16 protein-coding genes are annotated in these 19201 nt (G+C 61.6%); 7 read left to right on the top strand and 9 right to left on the bottom strand.

Translation table 11 applies throughout. The features are described from left to right. The first annotated feature begins 338 nt into the window (after positions 1-338). Both ACZIRK_RS29450 and ACZIRK_RS29455 read left to right on the top strand, forming a co-directional pair. A complete protein-coding gene (locus ACZIRK_RS29450; protein ID WP_474418685.1) occupies positions 339-1181 on the top strand; it encodes a MurR/RpiR family transcriptional regulator in 843 nt (280 codons plus the stop codon). A 294-nt stretch (positions 1182-1475) separates the two neighbouring features. Further along, complete coding sequence (locus tag ACZIRK_RS29455; protein WP_130227259.1) at positions 1476-1913, top strand: hypothetical protein; 438 nt, start codon at positions 1476-1478, stop codon at positions 1911-1913. A gap of 166 nt (positions 1914-2079) precedes the next feature. On the opposite strand, the gene ACZIRK_RS29460 is transcribed toward ACZIRK_RS29455, so the two are convergent. From ACZIRK_RS29460 to ACZIRK_RS29470, 3 genes are all read right to left on the bottom strand, one after another. Next, on the bottom strand, positions 2080-3510 hold the full coding sequence (locus ACZIRK_RS29460) for a DUF1254 domain-containing protein (protein WP_130227258.1): 1431 nt from the start codon (positions 3508-3510) through the stop codon (positions 2080-2082). Positions 3511-3638: 128 nt separating this feature from the next. Beyond that, positions 3639-4304 (bottom strand): hypothetical protein, encoded by a 666-nt coding sequence (locus tag ACZIRK_RS29465; protein WP_474418686.1) that lies wholly within the window; start codon positions 4302-4304, stop codon positions 3639-3641. Between the two features lie 220 nt (positions 4305-4524). After that, positions 4525-4911, bottom strand: coding sequence for a helix-turn-helix domain-containing protein (locus ACZIRK_RS29470; RefSeq protein WP_130227257.1), 387 nt, complete (start codon positions 4909-4911; stop codon positions 4525-4527). Between the two features lie 219 nt (positions 4912-5130). Between ACZIRK_RS29470 and ACZIRK_RS29475 the strand changes: the two genes are divergently transcribed. The 3 genes from ACZIRK_RS29475 to ACZIRK_RS29485 all read left to right on the top strand — a co-directional run bounded on the left by ACZIRK_RS29475 (position 5131) and on the right by ACZIRK_RS29485 (position 8490). Continuing rightward, on the top strand, positions 5131-6180 hold the full coding sequence (locus tag ACZIRK_RS29475) for an AraC family transcriptional regulator (RefSeq protein WP_130227256.1): 1050 nt from the start codon (positions 5131-5133) through the stop codon (positions 6178-6180). A 62-nt stretch (positions 6181-6242) separates the two neighbouring features. Further along, the gene (locus tag ACZIRK_RS29480) at positions 6243-7112 is read left to right on the top strand and encodes a hypothetical protein (RefSeq protein WP_165435313.1); all 870 of its coding nucleotides are present in this window, start codon (positions 6243-6245) and stop codon (positions 7110-7112) included. Between the two features lie 427 nt (positions 7113-7539). Beyond that, on the top strand, positions 7540-8490 hold the full coding sequence (locus tag ACZIRK_RS29485) for an oxygenase MpaB family protein (protein WP_130227255.1): 951 nt from the start codon (positions 7540-7542) through the stop codon (positions 8488-8490). A gap of 125 nt (positions 8491-8615) precedes the next feature. Here ACZIRK_RS29485 and mdlC read toward each other — a convergent pair whose 3' ends face one another. From mdlC to ACZIRK_RS29505, 4 genes are all read right to left on the bottom strand, one after another. Then, the gene (mdlC, locus tag ACZIRK_RS29490) at positions 8616-10244 is read right to left on the bottom strand and encodes a benzoylformate decarboxylase (protein WP_130227254.1); all 1629 of its coding nucleotides are present in this window, start codon (positions 10242-10244) and stop codon (positions 8616-8618) included. A 173-nt stretch (positions 10245-10417) separates the two neighbouring features. Then, positions 10418-11272 carry an HTD2 family dehydratase gene (locus ACZIRK_RS29495; protein WP_130227253.1) on the bottom strand — a complete coding sequence of 285 codons (855 nt, stop codon included), beginning with the start codon at positions 11270-11272 and terminating at the stop codon, positions 10418-10420. Continuing rightward, positions 11269-12399, bottom strand: coding sequence for a CaiB/BaiF CoA transferase family protein (locus ACZIRK_RS29500; RefSeq protein ID WP_165435312.1), 1131 nt, complete (start codon positions 12397-12399; stop codon positions 11269-11271). Before ACZIRK_RS29500 ends, ACZIRK_RS29495 begins: the two co-directional genes overlap by 4 nt. A 10-nt stretch (positions 12400-12409) precedes the next feature. Then, positions 12410-13576, bottom strand: coding sequence for an acyl-CoA dehydrogenase family protein (locus ACZIRK_RS29505; protein WP_028161769.1), 1167 nt, complete (start codon positions 13574-13576; stop codon positions 12410-12412). Positions 13577-13706: 130 nt separating this feature from the next. On the opposite strand from ACZIRK_RS29505, the gene ACZIRK_RS29510 reads away from it, so the two are divergent. Next, the gene (locus ACZIRK_RS29510) at positions 13707-14627 is read left to right on the top strand and encodes a LysR substrate-binding domain-containing protein (protein ID WP_130227251.1); all 921 of its coding nucleotides are present in this window, start codon (positions 13707-13709) and stop codon (positions 14625-14627) included. Positions 14628-14986: 359 nt separating this feature from the next. Here ACZIRK_RS29510 and ACZIRK_RS29515 read toward each other — a convergent pair whose 3' ends face one another. Together ACZIRK_RS29515 and ACZIRK_RS29520 are read right to left on the bottom strand one after the other, a co-directional pair. Beyond that, positions 14987-16261 (bottom strand): cytochrome P450, encoded by a 1275-nt coding sequence (locus ACZIRK_RS29515; protein ID WP_130227250.1) that lies wholly within the window; start codon positions 16259-16261, stop codon positions 14987-14989. A gap of 123 nt (positions 16262-16384) precedes the next feature. Further along, the gene (locus ACZIRK_RS29520) at positions 16385-17656 is read right to left on the bottom strand and encodes a cytochrome P450 (RefSeq protein ID WP_130227249.1); all 1272 of its coding nucleotides are present in this window, start codon (positions 17654-17656) and stop codon (positions 16385-16387) included. Positions 17657-18020: 364 nt separating this feature from the next. Here ACZIRK_RS29520 and ACZIRK_RS29525 point away from each other — a divergent pair, with 364 nt between their 5' ends. After that, positions 18021-19193, top strand: a complete 1173-nt coding sequence (locus ACZIRK_RS29525) for an isovaleryl-CoA dehydrogenase (RefSeq protein WP_130227248.1) — start codon at positions 18021-18023, stop codon at positions 19191-19193. Positions 19194-19201: the final 8 nt, after the last annotated feature.

A 19201-nucleotide genomic window follows, 5' to 3' on the forward strand; every position in this document is an offset into this window, starting at 1 on the left:
TGAAGAAACGAACGACGGCCTGCAGCGCAGGCTTGGCTCACTGCGCGGGCAAGCCGGTCGGCAATAGCAGTGCGACTTGACGTCGCTGTGAATAATTTATTTCCGATGGAATTTTTTGTGAGCTTTTCTCAGTGTAGGGTGATTGAGCACCGAGAGAGGGGAGAACGGGCCGGAATGACCCATGGGCCATCCTCGTCGCCGGCTCATCCCGGCGGCCCACGAGAATTGAAGCTCTGCGCAAAGGGAATCGCGATAACCTTCCGCGATCCACCAAATGAATTCCCACGTTGTTCGCGAGGACGCGGGTGACACGCTCGAACTCCAATGCAGGGCCGTCCGTGAGCGGTATTCTATCCCGCGTTCGTGAATTGCAATCCGATCTTCCTCCAAAAGCCAGGCAAATCGCCGAGCTGATTATCGCGCAGCCGGAGTCCTTCATTCACATGTCGATCACCGAAGTTGCCGAGACATGTGGCGTGAGCGAAGGCACGATCGTTTCCTTTTGCGGCAGGGTGGGCGTTCGCGGGTTCCAGGAGCTCAAGATTCTTCTGGCGCGCGATCTGATCGAGCCGGTTCGTCTGATTCAGGAGGATCTGCATCGAGGCGATGATCCGGCGACCGTCACGGATCACATCTTTGCTGCTCACGCCGCTTCGCTCCACGAGACGCGCCGCCTGCTCTCAATGGAATCGCTGGCGAAGGCGGCGAGCTTGTTGAGGGAAGCGCAGCGGATCGAGATCTATGGCATAGGAAGTTCGGCGCCGATTGCGCAGGACCTCTCCTATCGCCTGCTGCAACTGGGGCTCGCGGCGAGCGCAGTCGTCGATTCTCATGTCCAGGCCGTCAGCGCGGGCATGACCGGCCCGGCGGTCACGACCGTTACGGTGTCTCACTCAGGCAGCACGGTCGAGACGGTGCTCGCGACCCGATTGGCGCGGGAAGCCGGCGCTCGGACAATCGGCATCACCCGGCTCGGCAAGTCGCCTCTGGCGGCCCATTGCGACGTTCTGCTCTATACCGTCGCCAATGAAACCAGATATCGGCCCGAGGCCATGAGCAGCCGCGTGGCTCAGCTCGCCATTATCGACACCCTGGTGAGCTGTTGCGCCCTGACCGACACCGAGCGCTCTGTGGACCGGCTTCAACACGCCGCGCGTATTCTTTCCGAGAAGCGCTTTTGACCGCACAGCTTGCGGCGGAGAGCCGCAACAGGATGGCTCCGACCCGAGCCGAAAATCTCCGCCCGAGATGCCTTTCGGAGGATGCCCCCACTTGGCTTTGATGTACAATTGATGCCGGTTGCCCACCACAGGAGGTAAGTCATGAAAAGCCTCTATGCTCTCGCGTCAGTTGGGTTCTGCGTAGCTTCGGCAGCCCTCACCATCACCTCGGCGTCGGCTTTTCCAAACGAGGAGATCCCGAAAACCGAACCGGAGTACATCGCCAAGACAAAGACCGCCGCGCCGGCGTCGGTCGTGAACAACGCGACGATCACCATGCCGCAGCCGGATGGGTCTTCCAAGACCGTCCAAACCGGATCGAACGGTTTCACGTGCTTTATCGGCAATGACGGAACACCCGAATGCGATGACCAGAACGCCATGGAATGGCGCAAAGCTCTCCAGGCCAAACAGACCCCGCCGAACAAGATTGGCTTCATCTTCATGCTGGCCGGTGACACCGGCACGAGCAATCATGATTCCTCCGAACGGCACACGCACCAGCATTGGGTCCAGACCGGGCCGCATGTGATGATCGTCGGCGGCGCAGCGCACGAGATGCTCAGTCCGTATCCGCGCGATCTGGATGTCAAAGACCCGACGCAGCCTTATGTGATGTTCCCCGGCAAACCCAACGAGCACCTGATGATCCCGGTGGTCTCGCAAGAGCTTACGACGGGCAGCACGCGGTGACGCGCGTGAACTCCACCGTGCCTGAGAGCAGCGGCACGGCGGCTGATTCCGTATGATCGCAATGGCGGATCTGTGCTGCCCGCGTGATATTTCTTGGCGGTACAGCGCAAAGCCAGAACATTTCAACTCATGCCAGCCTGCTTGGGGCCGGCCTGAGTTCAAGTTCTCAAGCCCCGACCTTCCTGGCGGCAGGAACCGTCCATGTGCCGTTGATGATGGAGGGGTCCGTTTCCTGCGGCCAGTACATGCGCAGCATGAGTATGAAATCTCCCTCGGGAGCGGGCAGCCAGTTTGACTCCTTGTCTTGGCCCGGGGAGTCCTTTTGAATGTAGAGATCGACCGAGCCGTCCGCGTTCTCCTTCAGATCTTCACGGGCGCTAATCGAGTAGCGGTTGATCGGATTCTTCACGAAGAAGTAGCTGCTATCGTACATCGTGAGCGACCAGAATCCCTCCGCGGGAGGCAGGTGGCCTTTCGGAAACCGCATGACGTACTTGTTTGCGCCATTGTACTTGCGGCCATCCGCATCCTTTTGGGAGGTCGGGTAGACCGCATCCTGCGGACGATTAGCGCCGAGTCCGATCGCGGTCACCAAGGCTCGCATCAGATAGTCGGTGCCATAGATGCCGGTCTTCGTTGTGAAGGCAAAGCCATTCTCATCCCTGATGGCTTTGTTGATCTTGAACTGAAGCATGATCCTGTCGAACGATACCTCCGGTAAGCGCTTCAGGAAGTCCGCCTTGAGCTTGCTCTCATCAAAATCCTGTCCGGGGACGATTCCAATTCGGGCAAATTTGGCAAGCTGGGGCGCGTCTGCTTCGTAGGGCGGATTGGTCTTCATAAGCTCGCACAGCAGCTTGAAATACGACACCGCGTCCATGCGATTGACCTGCTCGCGGACCGCGGTCTTCATGTCGACCGACGGATCGACTTTTCCCGCAGGTGGCGTGTACGGCTTGCCGTAAGCACTGAGCGGTACGAGTTTGCACTCATCCTGCAGCTTGTGGACGGCGGCGTAATCCTCCGGCGTGCCGGTGCAATAGATGCGGCCAAGCAGCCACACGATACTGGTGGGCGATTTGCACTCCTTCACGCCGGCCGGCAGCGTGCCCTTCCACCCGGGTCCGGTGATCGCGTAAGTCTGCGCCCCCGTGCCGGTGGTGCGTTTCCCTGGGACTTGAAACACCGTCGTCCAGCCGTCCAGCATTGGCATCAGGAAATAGCGCCCCTTCATGTCCGGGATGCTGAGGACCCACGGTTCTTTCCCGACGTCGACGAAGGAGGTTGTGTAGAGAGTGTCCGCATTCGGCGCGGTGACATCCCTGAACGAAGCGTCTGGATATTGGCGCAGCTTGATAAGATGACCCATCGGTCCCCGTGTTCCGACCGGTTCAGCAACATTGGTCATGACCCGGCGAGTCATCTCGATCGTCACCAACGGATAGCCGAAAGTGTAGGCGTCGCTCGCGAGCCAGAAATCCTCCAGGCCTTGACCCACTCCGAGGAAAGAATCCTGGGCAAGGACTGATCGTGTGGCGGCCGCGCCTGCCAGCAGCCCCATTCCACCAAACGCAAGGGATCGGCGGGTGATATTCATCGCTATCTCCTTCCTGAAACGAATACAAATGACGGCTAGTGTTTTCAGATGTGACGCTCATGCCCTGTGGGCCGAGGCGGTCAGGATGAATTGCTGGCGGCAGCTACGATGCCGCCAGTCAGCGCAGCTCAATAGCAAGGCGGATAAGGATAATATCCGCACCGGGGCGCGTAGTATGGATAGGCAGCTCCGGCCACTGCGGCCGCTCCCGCAAAGGCCGCACCTCGGTAGAAAGCACCGCGCCAGGCCGTTCGGCGGGCGACGCCCGCAAAGGACAGCGGAGTGAAGGGGCGGCCGATGATGTCGATAAAAACTGATGCCGGCCCATCAGCTCCCACAAGATCGCCTTCGAGAATATCGACATCGAAAGTCAGCTTGTCGTCCTCGAGCTTGGGCGATTTCAGTACGACGACGGCGTCGATCACCGACGATCCGTCTTTCTTGAAACCGGAAACCGTAGCGTTTGGAGGATCTTTGGCGAAGTTGTCGCTGCCGTTGCCCCAATCCTCAACAATTCGCGTCGTGAGATCGTGACCGGCCGCCCGTACAGGTCGATCGGCAAACACGATGGCATTCGGCGAAATTCCCGTCAGCACAAGCTTGCCGTCCTTCAAGCTCGCACCGCGCGAATTGAGGACGAAGAGGGATGGCACGACTTCCGGCTTTGCCTGGCCGATGGATTTCTCAAGCGGAATATGCGGCTTACGTTCGGGGGCCGTTTGAGCAGAAAGTCCTTGGGGGCAGATCAGCAATCCGCCGACGCAAAATGCGATTAAAGCAGCACGAAGTGTCACGGCAATTTTCTCCTTGGAAAGAGGACTATTTTCCTTTCGGCCGGCTCCTATGGCTTTCAAAAATCGTCTGGCGCATCTTCTTCTGCGCATTCTAGAAAGTGGCTCCGCAGCAGCCGGGCAATTGGCAAGCAGCTTCCAATGTGGCAAGCAGCTTCGCTAAGCATTTCGCGCCAATTCAGATCGCAAGTCTTGCCATTTCGCGCCAATCGGCCGGATCAGTTCAGCAGTCAATCGGACAAATTCTTCTGCGATTGGCGTGCCGCTCCTGCTTACGCGCAAGTTGCTGCTGTCTGTAGACAACGGGTTGAACTTTCATCAAACGCACGAAACTGCGGCTGAAGCTGCTTGCATTCGTATAGCCGAGAAATCTTGCGATATCGGACAGGCGCATGCTTGAGTCCACGAGCAAGCGGCACGCGATAGTCAGGCGAACTTCCGCAAGCATTGCGCTGTGGCTTGTGCCCATGCGACCGAGATGACGCTGCAAGGTGCGCGTGCTGATTTTGCAGGCGCGAGCTGTGCCATCGAGAGTTGCGTCACCGTGTCGCAGCGACGCGATAATGGCCGCGCGGACCGCCCGAGATGAAGGCAAACGGACAGCTCTCATCGGTTTGTGTGAGGCGTGAAGCCCACGGTCCCTCTGAAGAGAACCGATGCTTTGAGGCTACGCGCATTCTCAGGACCAATCTGGCCACCAGCCGCCAAAATGTTCGTCAAGTGGAATTATTTGTTGCTCGCCATGCCTGCACGACCTGACAATCGATAAGGCAAGACAGTTGCAAGCCTGCTAGTCTGCTACCGCGGCAGACTTCTTGGGCAGGTAGTGATGACCGTTATTCCATTGACCCGTTGCCAATTTCTAATGCCATTTGCTGAAATTCATTCAGAGATCGGCGGACCCACCGCGGCGCTTCTCGCCAAATTCCGGCTTCCTACGTCTTTGGAGGAAAAAGCGGATCATTACGTGCCGCTGCTGCCGGCCGTTCGCTTTGCGGCGGCCGCCCAGGAAAAGCAGGGGCTGTCGGAGATCGCCTTTCGCGCAGCCCAGAGGCTCTCATTCGATCATCTAAGCGATGCCATGCGAGTTCGAATCCGGCATTCGCCAACTCTGTTGGTTGCTCTTCAGCAGATGTGCAAGTGGGCGCCGGTCGAAGATACAAATCTGCGTCTATGGCTGGAGCCGTACGACGAAAGCGTGAAAATTTGCAGCAAGCTCATTGGAACGGAAGGTATTTCCCATCTTGAGGTGTCCCAATGGCTTCAGAACATATTCGTCCTGCACATCGTCCGTCAGTTCGCGGGCGCGTGCTGGACTCCCAGAGTGATCGCGTTTGAAGCTGATTATATGCCGAGCAGAGAAGTTCAATCGCATTGGCCGGATACACGCTTCATGTCAGGTCAGAAAGCCTCATGGATCGAAGTGCCGCTGCAGTTCTTGAGCTATCCCAATCGCGCAGTTGTTGTCCGGTCTCATTTGCCCGAGACAGAGCGGCAGCCTTTCGGCGGCGACGTCGTCGGCATTCTCAAGTTGACTTTACCATCGTATCTTGACGAGGGAGGCCCGGCGATAGTGCAGGCTGCCGAGATGGTTGGACTGAGCGTCAGGAGTCTGCAGAGGAAGCTCGCGCTGGCCGGGCTGACATACTCGGGCCTGCTTGAGCAGGTCCGCTTCAACAATGCGATGCAGCTTCTAAGCGATACTGAGAACAAGATCATCGACGTAGCATTCTCATCGGGATATGCAGACCCTGCCCACTTTGCTCGCGCTTTCCGACGGATTTCCGGATTCACCCCGCGACAGTTTCGGGAAAGGTCGAGGAGCGGACGGGCGGAGATCGACCTTCGCGCCTCCCAACTTGATGATCATCGTCTCTAGAGAAGATTTACGCCTTGGATGCTCCTCTATGTAGCGGCGTGGAATTTTCGGCTTTCCGGCTGATGTTGAAAGCTGGACTGCACGCGACATTGATCCTCGCCGCTGGGACAGCCTTTGGCGCAAATGATGATGACGGCGCTATCAGCGCATCGATACCGGCGGTCTATCTTGATCTGAGGACAAGCTACGCGCAGGTGCCGGCAGGATCGCTCGCATTTGGCTTTGGACATCCAACTCTATTCGATGCGTTGCGAACGCTTGCAACACCGAACCGCGCGGCGTTTCCGACCGGCCTGCCAGCAGCAAAATCGCTCAACGTGGATTTTCCGTTGACGGTCGATGTCACCGACAGTGTCTCGCTATACGGAGGCGTCTCCGGCAGTTCGACGGAGTTCGGAGGCAGCGGGTGGTCGTCCTTTCAAGTCACAAGCTGGAACGTCGGCTTCCAGGCGGATCTCTACCAGCAGAACGGCGGGACCTTTCCGACCGTGACGCTGCAATCGACCATCACACAATCGATCCCCAATGGTCCGCTGGCCACAACCTCCTTCAACAACATTCTCGAATTCGACTATGCACTTGATTCCGATGAGACCAAAGGCTTCCTCGCCGGTTTCCAGGACACGCGCACTGACGTCGGCACGACGCTCGTGAAGATCAACCCGAACACGATCGCCTATGTCGGCGGCTACTATCAATGGTCCAATAATTGGAGATTCACTGGCCGTGTGGGCGTGCAGTCCTTCGAAGGGGCGCAGCTTCTAACCCTTGCGCCCATTCAGCCGTTCACGCAACCGATCATGCGGCTCGATCTCGATCGCATGGACGATAACGACAATCGGCTGTTTGGCATCACCGCCGAAATCATGTGGGTGCCCAAGCCCGCCTATCAACTGACGGTCAGGACGCCCCTGTACGCAGTCCGTAATTAGCCGGCGCTGCTGGCGCGAGCCGACAAGGACCAAAAATACCCTGTGTCTGCTTTCGACGCCAATGTCCGCGCGGTCTTCCTGTGCCAGCGCTGCCGGTCATGTTCGCGCGAGGCGCGGGCCGGATCGTCCTGCGGCAATTCTCAGCGCTCCCGCAATGACAGGATGATTTTGCCATCACCATTATGAGTTGGACGGAACAATCCATGATCCGGATCAATTCGGATCGCGATAAGGGTGGGAGCCGAGCCTGGCTCGGGCAGCCGACGTGATTACGGCTGGAACTGTTGTTCGGCTTTGGGCCGGGTCGTATGCGCCCATTTTGGCATCTTTGCGTCTTATCTGCTTGCAGGGCAAACTCGGAAATGCCGGTTGTCCGATCTGCGGCCGGCTGGGATAAGCTGTCATCGTCCACACGGAAAGGTGCGCATTGGTCTCTGCAAGCGAACTGGAGGCTGCTCTGGATTTTCTCCGGGCTCGGGCTGCCGGATCTGCCGAGGGCATTTTTGGTCCGGACTCGATGACCTGGAGGATCGATAGAGAAGCGGTCATCTTTTTGGGCGCCGGTCGTGCGTTGCTCCTTCAACTGGCGCATCCCTGGATCGCGGCCGCTGTGGCGGAGCACTCGCGGACCTTTGCGGATCCGATCGGTCGTTTTCATCGAACCTTTGACGTTATGTTTACGATGGTGTTCGGCTCGGTCGATACGGCTCTTGCTGCTGCCCGGCATCTCCACCGCCGCCATGCCACGATCGTCGGCCGCTTGCCCGAAGCGATCGGTCCCTTCGAGCGTGGCTCACTCTACCGCGCCAATGAGATCGCAGCGTTGCTGTGGGTTCACGCGACCCTCGTCGAGACCGCTCTCATGGTGCACGACATGATCTTGCCTCCGCTCTCGGTTGAAGAGCGCGAGCGATATTGGGCCGAAAGCCGGCTCTTTGGGGCGTTGTTCGGGCTGAAGCCGACTGACTTGCCTGCGGATTGGCAATCGTTTGTCGCCTACAACCGGGCCATGATGCAATCGGACACATTGTCGGTTACCGACACCGCCCGCGACGTGGCTGGACAGATCTTCGCTGGCGGTCGTCCATGGTTGCGCGTACCGCGATGGTATCAAGCCCTAAGCGCCGAGCTGCTGCCTGACCGCATTCGCATGGGCTTCGGATTTGCGTTTGACGAACGGGACAGGAAAGCCGCGGAACGTGCGCTCGCACGCATCCGACGCGTATACTCGGCAATACCAACCCGGCTTCGCTACGTCGGCCCTTACCACGAAGCTCAAGCGCGACTAAAAGGAAGACCCCGGCTCGACTGGACAACCCGCTGCCTTAACAGGGTTTGGATCGGACGGCCTCAGCTAGGTGATCGCCGGAACATTTGAAGCTCCCGTGCTCTCTGTCCCGTGTATGAACGCTTGTATCTTCAGCGTAAGACGGAGGATTCCTGGCTTCCTGAGAGGGACAGCGTAGCCCGGATTGCGCTTCGCTCCATCCGGGTTACGGGCTGCTATCCCTTCTGCGTGTAGAGCAGCGGCACCGCGGAATCCACGACCACCTCGACAAGACTCGTGCCGTCATGTGTAAGCCCACGCTTCAGCGCGCTTGGAAGCTCGGCGGCCTTCGTCACGCGTACGGCGTGGCAGCCCATGCCTTCTGCGATCTTGACGAAATCGATATCGGGCAATTCCAGCCCCGGCACGTTGCGCACCTGCATCACCTGGCTGAACGAGCGCATCGCGCCGTAGCCTGAATTGTTGATCACCACCACCGTCATCGGCAGCTTGCGCTGCGCGGCGGTCCACAGCGCCTGGATCGAATACATCGCCGAGCCGTCGCCGATCAGGCAGACGATGCGACAACCGGTGCGGCCGAGCGCCATGCCGACCGCCGCCGGCAGGCTGTAGCCGAGGCCGCCGCTCGCCATGGTGTAGAAACTGTCCTGCCCGCGCATCGGCATGAACTTCTGCATCGCCAGGCGATGCGAGGGAGCCTCTTCCACCAGCACGTCATGCGGCCCCATCGCGGCGACAAGCAAATGCATCAGGAACTCGGCGGGAATCGGATCGCCGGGTGCGGGCACAGGCGACAGCGCGCGGCCCGCGGGCACGGCTCGCCTGGTTTCGGGCAACAGTTCGAGCAGTGTCGCAAGCGACGGCTTCATCGTGCCGATGATGCTGTTGCCGACTGGCGTGAAGGACGCAGCGTTTGGATCGTCGGTGATCTGGAACAGCGCGGTTGCGCCATCGAAGATCGAAGCGTGGCCCTCGACATGGAAGGTGAACACCGGCGCGCCGATCACGACGACCAAGTCGTGCCCGCGCAGCGCCTCCGAGAGCTGCCCCGGGGAAGCGTGGAGGAAGCCGGCGAATTGCGGATGCCGCTCGGGGAATGAGCAGCGCGCCGAGAACGGGCTCGCCCACACCAAGGCTTTCGTCTTCTCCGCGACCTCAATCATGAGATCGACGGCCTGTGCGCGGTCGACGGCGGGGCCGACGACGAGGGCAGGGTGCTTGCTGTCGGCGAGCGCGGCGACCAGCGCCTTCATCGCCGCCGGATCGGGCCCGATCTCGCGACTGATCTGGCGCGCCTCGACCGGCTGCGTCGACCGGTTCCAGTCGTCGACCGGCACCGAGACGAAGGTCGGCCCGCAGGGCGGCTGCATCGCGATGTAATAGGCGCGTGCTATCGCGCCGGGGACGTCCTCAGGCCGCGCCGGCTCGACCGCCCATTTCACATAGGGCTGCGGGAATTCGGTGGCGCGTTCGGCGTAGAGGAACGGCTGCAATGGCAGGATCGAGCGCGCCTGCTGGCCTGCGGTGATCACCAGCGGCGTCTGGTTGCGGTAGGCGTTGAAGACATTGCCGAGCGCGTGCCCGACGCCGGCCGCCGAATGCAGATTGACGAAGCCGGCGTTGCGCGTCGCCTGCGCATAGCCGTCGGCCATCCCGACGACAGAGGATTCCTGCAGTCCCAGCACATAGTCGATGTCATCGGGCCAGTCGCTCAGGAACGGCAATTCGGTTGAGCCGGGATTGCCGAACACCTTTTTGATGCCGAAGGCACGGAGCAGTCCGAACGTCGCGTCCTTGACCGTGACGGCTTTGCTGTTGGCGGCGGCGGGCTTGCGGGACGACATCAGGCGATTCTCCCCAGTTTATTTTTTCGTCATTGCGAGCCACCGGGTCGGCGCGTAGCGCCGCCCGATGACAGGCTCCGCGAAGCAATCCATCTCGCCGCTTGCGGAGATATGGATTGCTTCGTCGCTTCGTTCCTCGCAATGACGGCCTAGGAGCGACCGCTAGTCAAGCCCTACCAGGTCGCCGTGCCCTTCATCGTCGGCTGCCCTTCAGCATTAGCCGTCCACAGGTCCAGGCCTTCGCCATTCTCATTGGCGTTGACCGAGAACTCGCTGCCCTCGAACAGGGGCTGCACGCCGCGATAGACGAACTTCTTCGGCGGCTGGCCGCCATGAAGCTTCGCCGCCAGCTCGATGATGAACGCGGCTTGCAGCGGCCCGTGGAAGATCAGGCCGGGATAGCCCTCCACCTTGGTGACGTAGTCGCGATCGTAATGGATGCGATGGCCGTTGAAGGTCAGCGCCGAATAGCGGAACAGCAGCACCGGATCGGCCATGTGTGTCTCGCGGTGCTTTGCAATCGGCGGCGGGGGCGGAGCCTTCGCCGATGTGGCCGCTGGCGTGCTCGTCATCTCGCGATAGACGATATCCTGCCGCTCGCGGATCGCGAGCCCGCGCGGCGTCATCACCTCGTGATGGACGGAGACGAAGCACAGCGTGCCGGTCGAGCCGCTCTTCAAGCTCACGTCGGAGATGCGCGAGACGCGCCTCGGCTCGTCGCCGACGCGCAGCGTGTCGAGGAATTCGAGCTCGCCGCCGGCCCACATCCGGCGCGGCAGCGGCACCGGCGGCAGGAAGCCGCCGCGGGTCGGGTGGCCGTCGGGACCGAGCTGCGACATCGGAAACACCGGCTGCGCCAGGCACCAATGCACCGTGAACGGCGCGGCATCGCCCACCTTGGGCTCGCCGATCTCCTGGAACAGCGTCGCGCGCAGACCTTTCACGAGCTGCGCGGTGACGGTGTCGGAGGCCTCAGTGGTGCGGCCGATCCATTGCCTGAGATGATCGAGGTCGAGTTGTTCGCTCATGATGATTTGGCCCGGGCAGGAGAGGACTTTGCGGCGCTGGTCTGCTCGCCGATCGCCGGCACCGCGCCGTAGTGGCGCGGTTCGCCGACGACAATCGCAGCCGGTGCCGGATAGGCGACGCGGCCGTTCGGCGTCTCGACCTCGATCCGGCGCAGATGCGGATGATGGGCGAGGTCGTCCATGGTGTTGACCTCGGCGAAAGCGATGTCGGCATCGGCCAATTTCTGCAGCAGCTCGTCGCGCGTCAGCTTCGCGAAGGCGTCGCCGACGGTCTGGTCGGTCAGCGCGCGGTTGCGCACCCGCTCGACCATGTTGGCGAAGCGCGGATCCTTCGGTAGCTCCGGCTGGCCCAGCACTTCGGCGCACAGCTTCTTCCATTCCCGTTCGCTCTGGATCGAGATCAGGATCTCCTTGCCGTCCCTGGAGCGGAACACGCCGTAGGGCGCGATCGAGGGGTGGGCGAGGCCCATGCGCTTCGGCGGCTTGCCGTCCTCGGCATTGAGCAGCGGCACCGTCAGCCAGTCCGCCATCACGTCGAACATGGAGATGCGGATGTCGGCCCCCTTGCCGGTGCGCCCGCGCGCGATCAGCGCTTCCAGGATCGCCGCATGCGCCGTCGCGCCGGTCGCAACGTCCACGATCGACATACCGACGCGCGAGGCGCCCTCCGGCCCGCCGGTGATCGAGGCGAGTCCACTCTCGGCCTGGATCAGGAGATCATAGGCCTTGCGATTGGCATACGGCCCTTCGTCGCCATAGCCCGTGATGGTGCAGCAGATCAGCTTCGGATAATCCTTGCGCAGCCGTGCAAGCGAGAAGCCGAGCTTGTCCATCGAGCCCGGCTTCAAATTCTGCAATAGCACGTCGGCGCCCGCGATGAGCTCTTCCAGCGCGCTGCGGCCTTCCTTGGTCGCCAGATCGACCACGACCGAATCCTTCCCGCGGTTCAGCCAGACGAAATAGCTGCTCTGGCCCTTGGCGGCGGCGTCATAGCCGCGGGCGAAATCGCCCTCGGGGCGTTCGATCTTGATCACATGCGCGCCGGCATCGGCCAGGCGCGACGAGCAGAACGGCGCAGCCACCGCCTGCTCCACGGCGATGACGGTCAGTCCCTCGAGCGGCAGCATGCGTCTCACCTCAGTAGGAGCGGGGCATGCCGAGCACATGCTCGGCGACGAAGGACAGGATCAGATTGGTCGAGATCGGCGCCACCTGGTAGAGCCGCGTCTCGCGGAACTTGCGCTCGACGTCGTATTCCTCGGCAAAGCCGAAGCCGCCATGGGTCTGCACGCAGGCATTCGCCGCTTCCCAGGACGCATCCGCCGCCAACATCTTCGCCATGTTGGCTTCCGCACCGCAGTCGAGCCCGGCTTCGTACTTGCGGGTGGCTTCCTTCACCATCAACTCGGCCGCACGCATCGAGGCATAGGCTTTTGCGATCGGGAACTGGATGCCTTGATTCTGGCCGATCGGCCGGCCGAACACGGCGCGCTCCTTGGCGTAGTTGGTCGCCTTGGCGATGAACCATTTGGCATCGCCGATGCATTCGGCCGCGATCAGGATGCGCTCGGCATTCATGCCGGAGAGGATGTAGCGGAAACCCTTGCCCTCGTCGCCGATCAGGTTTTCCGCCGGCACCCGCATGTCCGTGAAGAACACCTCTGTCGTCGCGTGGTTCATCATGGTCCGGATCGGGCGGATCTCCAGCCCCTTGCCCTTGACCTCGCGCATGTCGACGATGAACACCGACAGCCCGTCGGTCCGCTTCTTCGCCTGCTCCTTCGGCGTGGTGCGCGCGAGCAGGATCATCAGATCGGAATGCTCGGCGCGGCTGGTCCAGATCTTCTGGCCGTTGACGACGTAGTGGTCGCCATCCTTCCGCGCAAACGTCTTCAGCGACGACGTATCGGTGCCGCTGGTCGGCTCGGTCACGCCAAAGGCCTGCAACCGCAATTCGCCGCTCGCGACCTTCGGCAGATACTTCGCCTTCTGCTCGGCATTGCCGTGCCGCAACACCGTGCCCATCGTGTACATCTGCGCGTGGCAGCCGCCACCGTTGCAGCCGGCACGCTGGATCTCCTCCAGGATCGCCGCCGCCGCGGACAGCTTCAGCCCCGCGCCGCCATACTCCTCGGGGATCAGCACCGAGAGATAGCCGGCTTCGGTCAACGCATCGACGAATTCCTTCGGATACGCCATCTGCCGGTCGAGCTTGCGCCAGTATTCACCGGGAAACTGTGCGCAGAGTTTTGCCACCGCATCGCGGATGTCGGAATAGTCGTCATGGTGTTCTTGTGCGGTCATCGGAAATCACCGGCGCGTTCGTTTAAGGGATGGCGGATCTGAAAGGCGCGGCGGACCATTGTGGCGCCGGCGTAAACTCCCTATGCTGTTTTGTTATAGCGTATGAAGTAGCATTCCAAGATTGGCAAGCATGGATTTCCGCCAGCTTAGGACGTTTACCTGCGTCGCGGAACTCGGGAGCCTGAGCAAGGCCTCCGACACGCTGCGCATAGCTCAGCCGGCGCTGAGCCGGCAGATCAAGCTGCTCGAGCACGAGCTGCGCACGGAGCTGTTTACGCGGAACGGCCGCGGCATGGTGCTGACCGATGCCGGTCGCCTCTTGCTCGCGCGCACCTCCGGCATCGTCCGCCAGGTCGACCAGATCCGCGACGACATCCAGTCCGCGCAGGGCCCGCCGTCCGGCCGCGTGGTGCTCGGCCTGGTGCCAACGGTGAGCTGCGTGCTCTCGGCGCGCTTCGCCCGCCGCTGCGTGGAGAATTTCCCCGGCATCTCGCTGCGCATCGTCGAGAGCTATAGCGGCCACCTGATCGAATGGCTGCACCGCGGCGAGATGGATATTTCGATCATCTACGGCCGCACCGCGGACCTGCATCTGGCGGCGCAGCCGCTCGGCCGCGACCAGATCATAGCCGTCGGCCCTCGCGGCTGCGGCTTGTCGCGCAAGAAGCAGGTCGAGATCGGCTGGCTCTTGCGCCAGCGCCTGGTACTGCCCAGTCATTCGCATGGGCTCCGTGCCCTGATCGAGCACGCCGCGGCGCTCAAGAAGATCAAGCTCGACGTCCAGCTCGAGGCGGATTCGTTCCGCGTGCTCACCAGCCTGGTCGAGGAGGGGCTCGGCTTTGCGCTGTTGCCGCCATCCTCGGTGCGGAGCGAAGTCGCCGACGGCCGGCTGGAAACCGCGGCGATCGCAAAGCCGCTGTCGCGCGAGCTGATCATTGCCTCTCCGATCGATCGTCCCACCTCAATCGCGACCACCGCCGTCACCACGCTGTTGCGCGAGGAGGTCGCCGCCTGCCGCAAGGAAGGCCTCTGGGACATCAAGCTGGCGTAACGCCGTTGCGGTGCGCCAACAGAAGACTTAAGGGAAGCTCGCGCAGCCTTCCCTTCGCATCTGGTGCAGGCTGTCATGCCAGGTTTTTATATCTCCGTCATTGCGAGCGAAGCGAAGCAATCCATTTCACCACTTGCGGAGGCATGGATTGCTTCGTCGCTTCGCTCCTCGCAATGACGGAGCTGAGGCCCGGCCTGTGGCCTCGCCCTTCGAGACGGTCGCTACGCGACCTCCTCAGGGTGAGGGGATAGAGTGGAGTGCGCCGCTCTCCCCGCGTCATTGCGAGCGAAGCGAAGCAATCCATCTCGCCACTTGTGGAAGCATGGATTGCTTCGTCGCTTCGCTCCTCGCAATGACGATCACCCCGGAATCCGCACCGGCAGCGTCTCATATCCCTTGATGAAGCTGGAATAGATCCGCCGGGGCTCGCCGACCACCTCGATACGGTCGAACCGTTTCAGCATCTCCTGCCAGATGATCTTCAATTGCAGCTCGGCGAGCCGCATGCCGACGCAGCGGTGGATGCCGAAGCCGAACGACAGATGCGTGCGCGGCCGCGGTCGGTCGATGATGAACTCGTTGGGGCGGTCGATCACCTCTTCGTCGCGGTTGCCCGAGACATACCACATCACGACGCGGTCGCCCTTTTTGATCGTCTTGCCGCCGAGCTCGGTATCTTCAAGAGCGGTACGCCGCATATGGGCGAGCGGCGTCTGCCAGCGGATCACTTCCGGCACCATCGAGTCGATCAATTCAGGGTTTTGCCTGAGCTTCTCGTACTGCTCCGGGTTTTCGTTCAGCGCCAGCACCGAGCCGGTCATAGTGTTGCGCGTGGTGTCGTTGCCGCCGACGATCAGCAGGATGAGGTTGCCCATGAGGTTGTCGCGGTCCATGTGCCGCGTCGCATCGCTATGCGCCATCATCGACAACAGATCGTTGCGCGGCGGCGCGTTGACGCGCTCGTTCCAGAGCTTGGCGAAATAGGCGTAGCATTCGTCCATTTCCTTCCGCCGCTGCTCCGGCGAGTCGACGATGCCGCTCTTGGGCAGAGCGGTAGCGACGTCGGACCAGCGCGTCAGCTTGCGCCGTTCCTCCCAGGGGAAGTCGAACAGCGTCGCCAGCATCTGCGTGGTCAATTCGATCGAGACCCTTTCGACAAAGTTGAAGGTCTCGTTGCGCGGCAGGCCGTCCAGCACCCGTTGCGACCGCTCGCGGATCAGCTTGGCAAGTTCGTCCAGATGCGTCGGCGTGAACATCGGCGACACCGTCTTGCGCTGCGCCGAGTGTTTCGGCTGGTCCATCGCGATGAAGCTCGGCCAGTCATAGCCGACCGGCATGTCGCGGATGCCGATGCCGCCAAGCGTCGCATCAGAGGAGAAGATGCCGTGGTTGGTGTCGACATGCATGATGTCGTTGTACTTCGTAACCGACCAATAGGGCTCGATCGGCGCGTTGGTGCAGTAATGCACCGGCTCTTCTTTGCGCAGCCGCTCGAACCACGGCTGCCACGTGTCGTTCTGGAACAGCCTTGGCGCGCCCGGGTGGAAATTCTTCAGCGGCGTCGAATAGGCCTCCTCGCGCGCCAGGCGCATCAGCTCGTTCCTGTCGACCCTGACCGAAGTCTGCACGTTCATGGTTATCAACTCCCAAAAGCGCTAGAGCATTTCGGTTCTGATGGAATCAGAACCGAAGCTCTAGATTCTCGTTTTGACGCGTTTTCTTCACGCGAACCGGTGTCCACTTCGCTCGAAAACGCTCTAGTCCGCGATGCGGACCGGCAGCGTCTCATATCCCTTGATGAAGCTCGAATACACGCGCTTCGGCTCCTCCACCACCTCGATCGTGTCGAAGCGCTTCAGGATCTCTTCCCAGATGATCTTCAACTGCAATTCGGCAAGTCTGAGGCCGACGCAGCGATGGATGCCGAAGCCAAACGAAATGTGAGTGCGGGGACGGGCGCGATCAATGATGAACTCGTAGGGACGTTCGATCACATCTTCGTCGCGGTTGCCCGAGACGTACCACATCACGACCTTGTCACCCTTCCGGATCTGCTTGCCATGGAACTCGATGTCGGCAAGCGCAGTGCGGCGCATATGCGCCAGCGGCGTCTGCCAGCGGATCACCTCCGGCACGAAGCTGTCGATCAAGTCAGGGTTCTGCTTCAGCTTGCGATACTGGTCCGGATTCCGGTTCAGCGCATAGATGCTGCCGGAAAGCGTGTTGCGCGTGGTGTCGTTGCCGCCGACGATCAAGAGGATCAGATTGCCGAGGAAGTTCTTCGGATCCATGTCGCGGGTCGCCGGGCTGTGCGCCATCATCGAGAGCAGGTCACTCTTCGGCGGCTGGTCGATCCGTTCCTTCCACAGCCGCGAGAAATAGCTGGCGCATTCCATCAGCTCTGCCTGCCTCTCGTCCTCGGTCGCGACCAGCCCGCCGGCGCCCGGAAGGGTGGTGGCGACGTCCGACCAGCGCGTCAGCTTGCGCCGGTCCTCCCAGGGGAAATCGAACAGCACCGCCAGCATCTGCGTGGTCAATTCGATCGAGACCCTGTCGACCCAGTCGAACACGTCGCCGCGCGGTAGGTTGTCGAGGCATTCGGTCGAGCGCTTGCGGATGTTGATCGCCAGCTCGTCGAGATGGGTCGGCGTGAACATCGGCGCCACGGTCCGCCGTTGCGCCGAGTGCCGCGGCTGATCCATTGCGATGAAGCTTTCGCGGCGCAGATCCGGGGCGATGTCGCGGATGGTGATGCCGCCGAGCGAGGCGGCCGAGGAGAACACCGAATGGTTGGTCTCGATCTCCATGATGTCGTTATACTTGGTCACCGACCAATAGGGCCCGAACAGGCTGTCCCGGCAATAGTGCACCGGCTCCTCCCGGCGTAGCCGGTCGAAATAGGGCCAGAACGAATCGGTCCGGAACAGTTCGGGAGCGCTGGGGTCGAATTGATCCAGCGGGATCGCATAAGCCCGCTCGCGGGCGGCCTCCTGGGTTTCGCTCTTGATACGATCGACCGTCCCGTGCATGGCGTATCTCCTTGGATCGTCCCGGTCCGGTTGTTCCGTCGGGCGCATTTTTGGCGGATTACAACCCGTCACGCCGCGCAGGGCAAGGGCGAGTTTGGCACATTTGGCCGCATCGGCTTCCACCGAGCCGCGCCTGCGGGGAGAGGGAAGGTACCTACCGCCCTCGTCATTCCGGGGCGTCCGAAGGACGAACCCGGAATCCATTGGGCCGCATATACGTGCGGAGAAATGGATTCCGGGCTCGACGCTTCGCGTCGCCCCGGAATGACGGCGGTGCGGGGAGCGGAAGAAGAAACCTCCCCGTGACAAGCCGCCCGGCAGCGAATAAGCCTAGGGCAACAAGCCATTCTGGAGGCCGCTCGCCATGATTCCCAACGCGCAACGGATGTTCAATTTCGACCTGGGCGAGACCGCGGATGCGATCCGCGAGACCGTGTACGATTTCGCGAGCAACGAGATCGCCCCACGCGCGGCCGAGATCGACCGCACCAACCAATTCCCGCGCGACCTCTGGCCGAAGATCGGCGCGCTCGGGCTGCACGGCATCACCGTCGAGGAGGAATATGGCGGAACAGGCCTCGGCTATCTCGAGCACTGCATCGCGCTGGAGGAGATCTCGCGTGCCTCCGCGTCCGTCGGCCTGTCCTACGGCGCCCATTCCAACCTCTGCGTCAACCAGATCCGCCGCAACGGCAACGAGGCGCAGAAGCGGAAATATCTGCCGAAGCTGATCTCGGGTGAGCATGTCGGCTCGCTCGCAATGTCCGAGCCGAGCGCCGGAAGCGATGTGGTCTCGATGAAGACCCGTGCGGAGAAGAAGGGTGATCGGTTCGTGCTCAACGGCAACAAGATGTGGATCACCAACGGTCCTGTCGCCGAGACGCTGGTGGTCTATGCCAAGACCGATCCGAACGGCGGTCCGCGCGGCATCACCGCTTTTATCATCGAGAAGGGCATGAAGGGGTTCTCCACCGCGCAGAAGCTCGACAAGCTCGGCATGCGCGGCTCCGACACGTGTGAGCTGGTGTTCGAGGATTGCGAGGTGCCGGAGGAGAACGTGCTCAGCGAGGTCGGCCGCGGGGTCAACGTGCTGATGAGCGGCCTCGACTATGAGCGCGCGGTGCTGGCGGCCGGCCCGATTGGCATCATGCAGGCCTGCATGGACGTGGTGATGCCCTATGTGCACGAGCGCAAGCAGTTCGGCCAGCCGATCGGCACTTTCCAGCTCGTGCAGGGCAAGGTCGCCGACATCTATACCACGATGAACGCCTCGCGGGCCTATGTCTATGCGGTGGCGAAAGCCTGCGACCGCGGCGAGACCACGCGCGAGGACGCCGCCGGCGCGATCCTCTACGCCGCCGAGAAGGCGACGCAATGCGCGCTCGACGCCATCCAGCTCCTCGGCGGCAATGGCTACATCAACGACTATCCGACCGGCCGCCTGCTGCGCGACGCCAAGCTCTACGAGATCGGCGCCGGCACCAGCGAAATCCGCCGCATGCTGATCGGCCGCGAACTGTTCGACAAGACCGCGTAGCGGCATTC

It is taken from the genome of Bradyrhizobium sp. Leo114, from assembly GCF_055229415.2.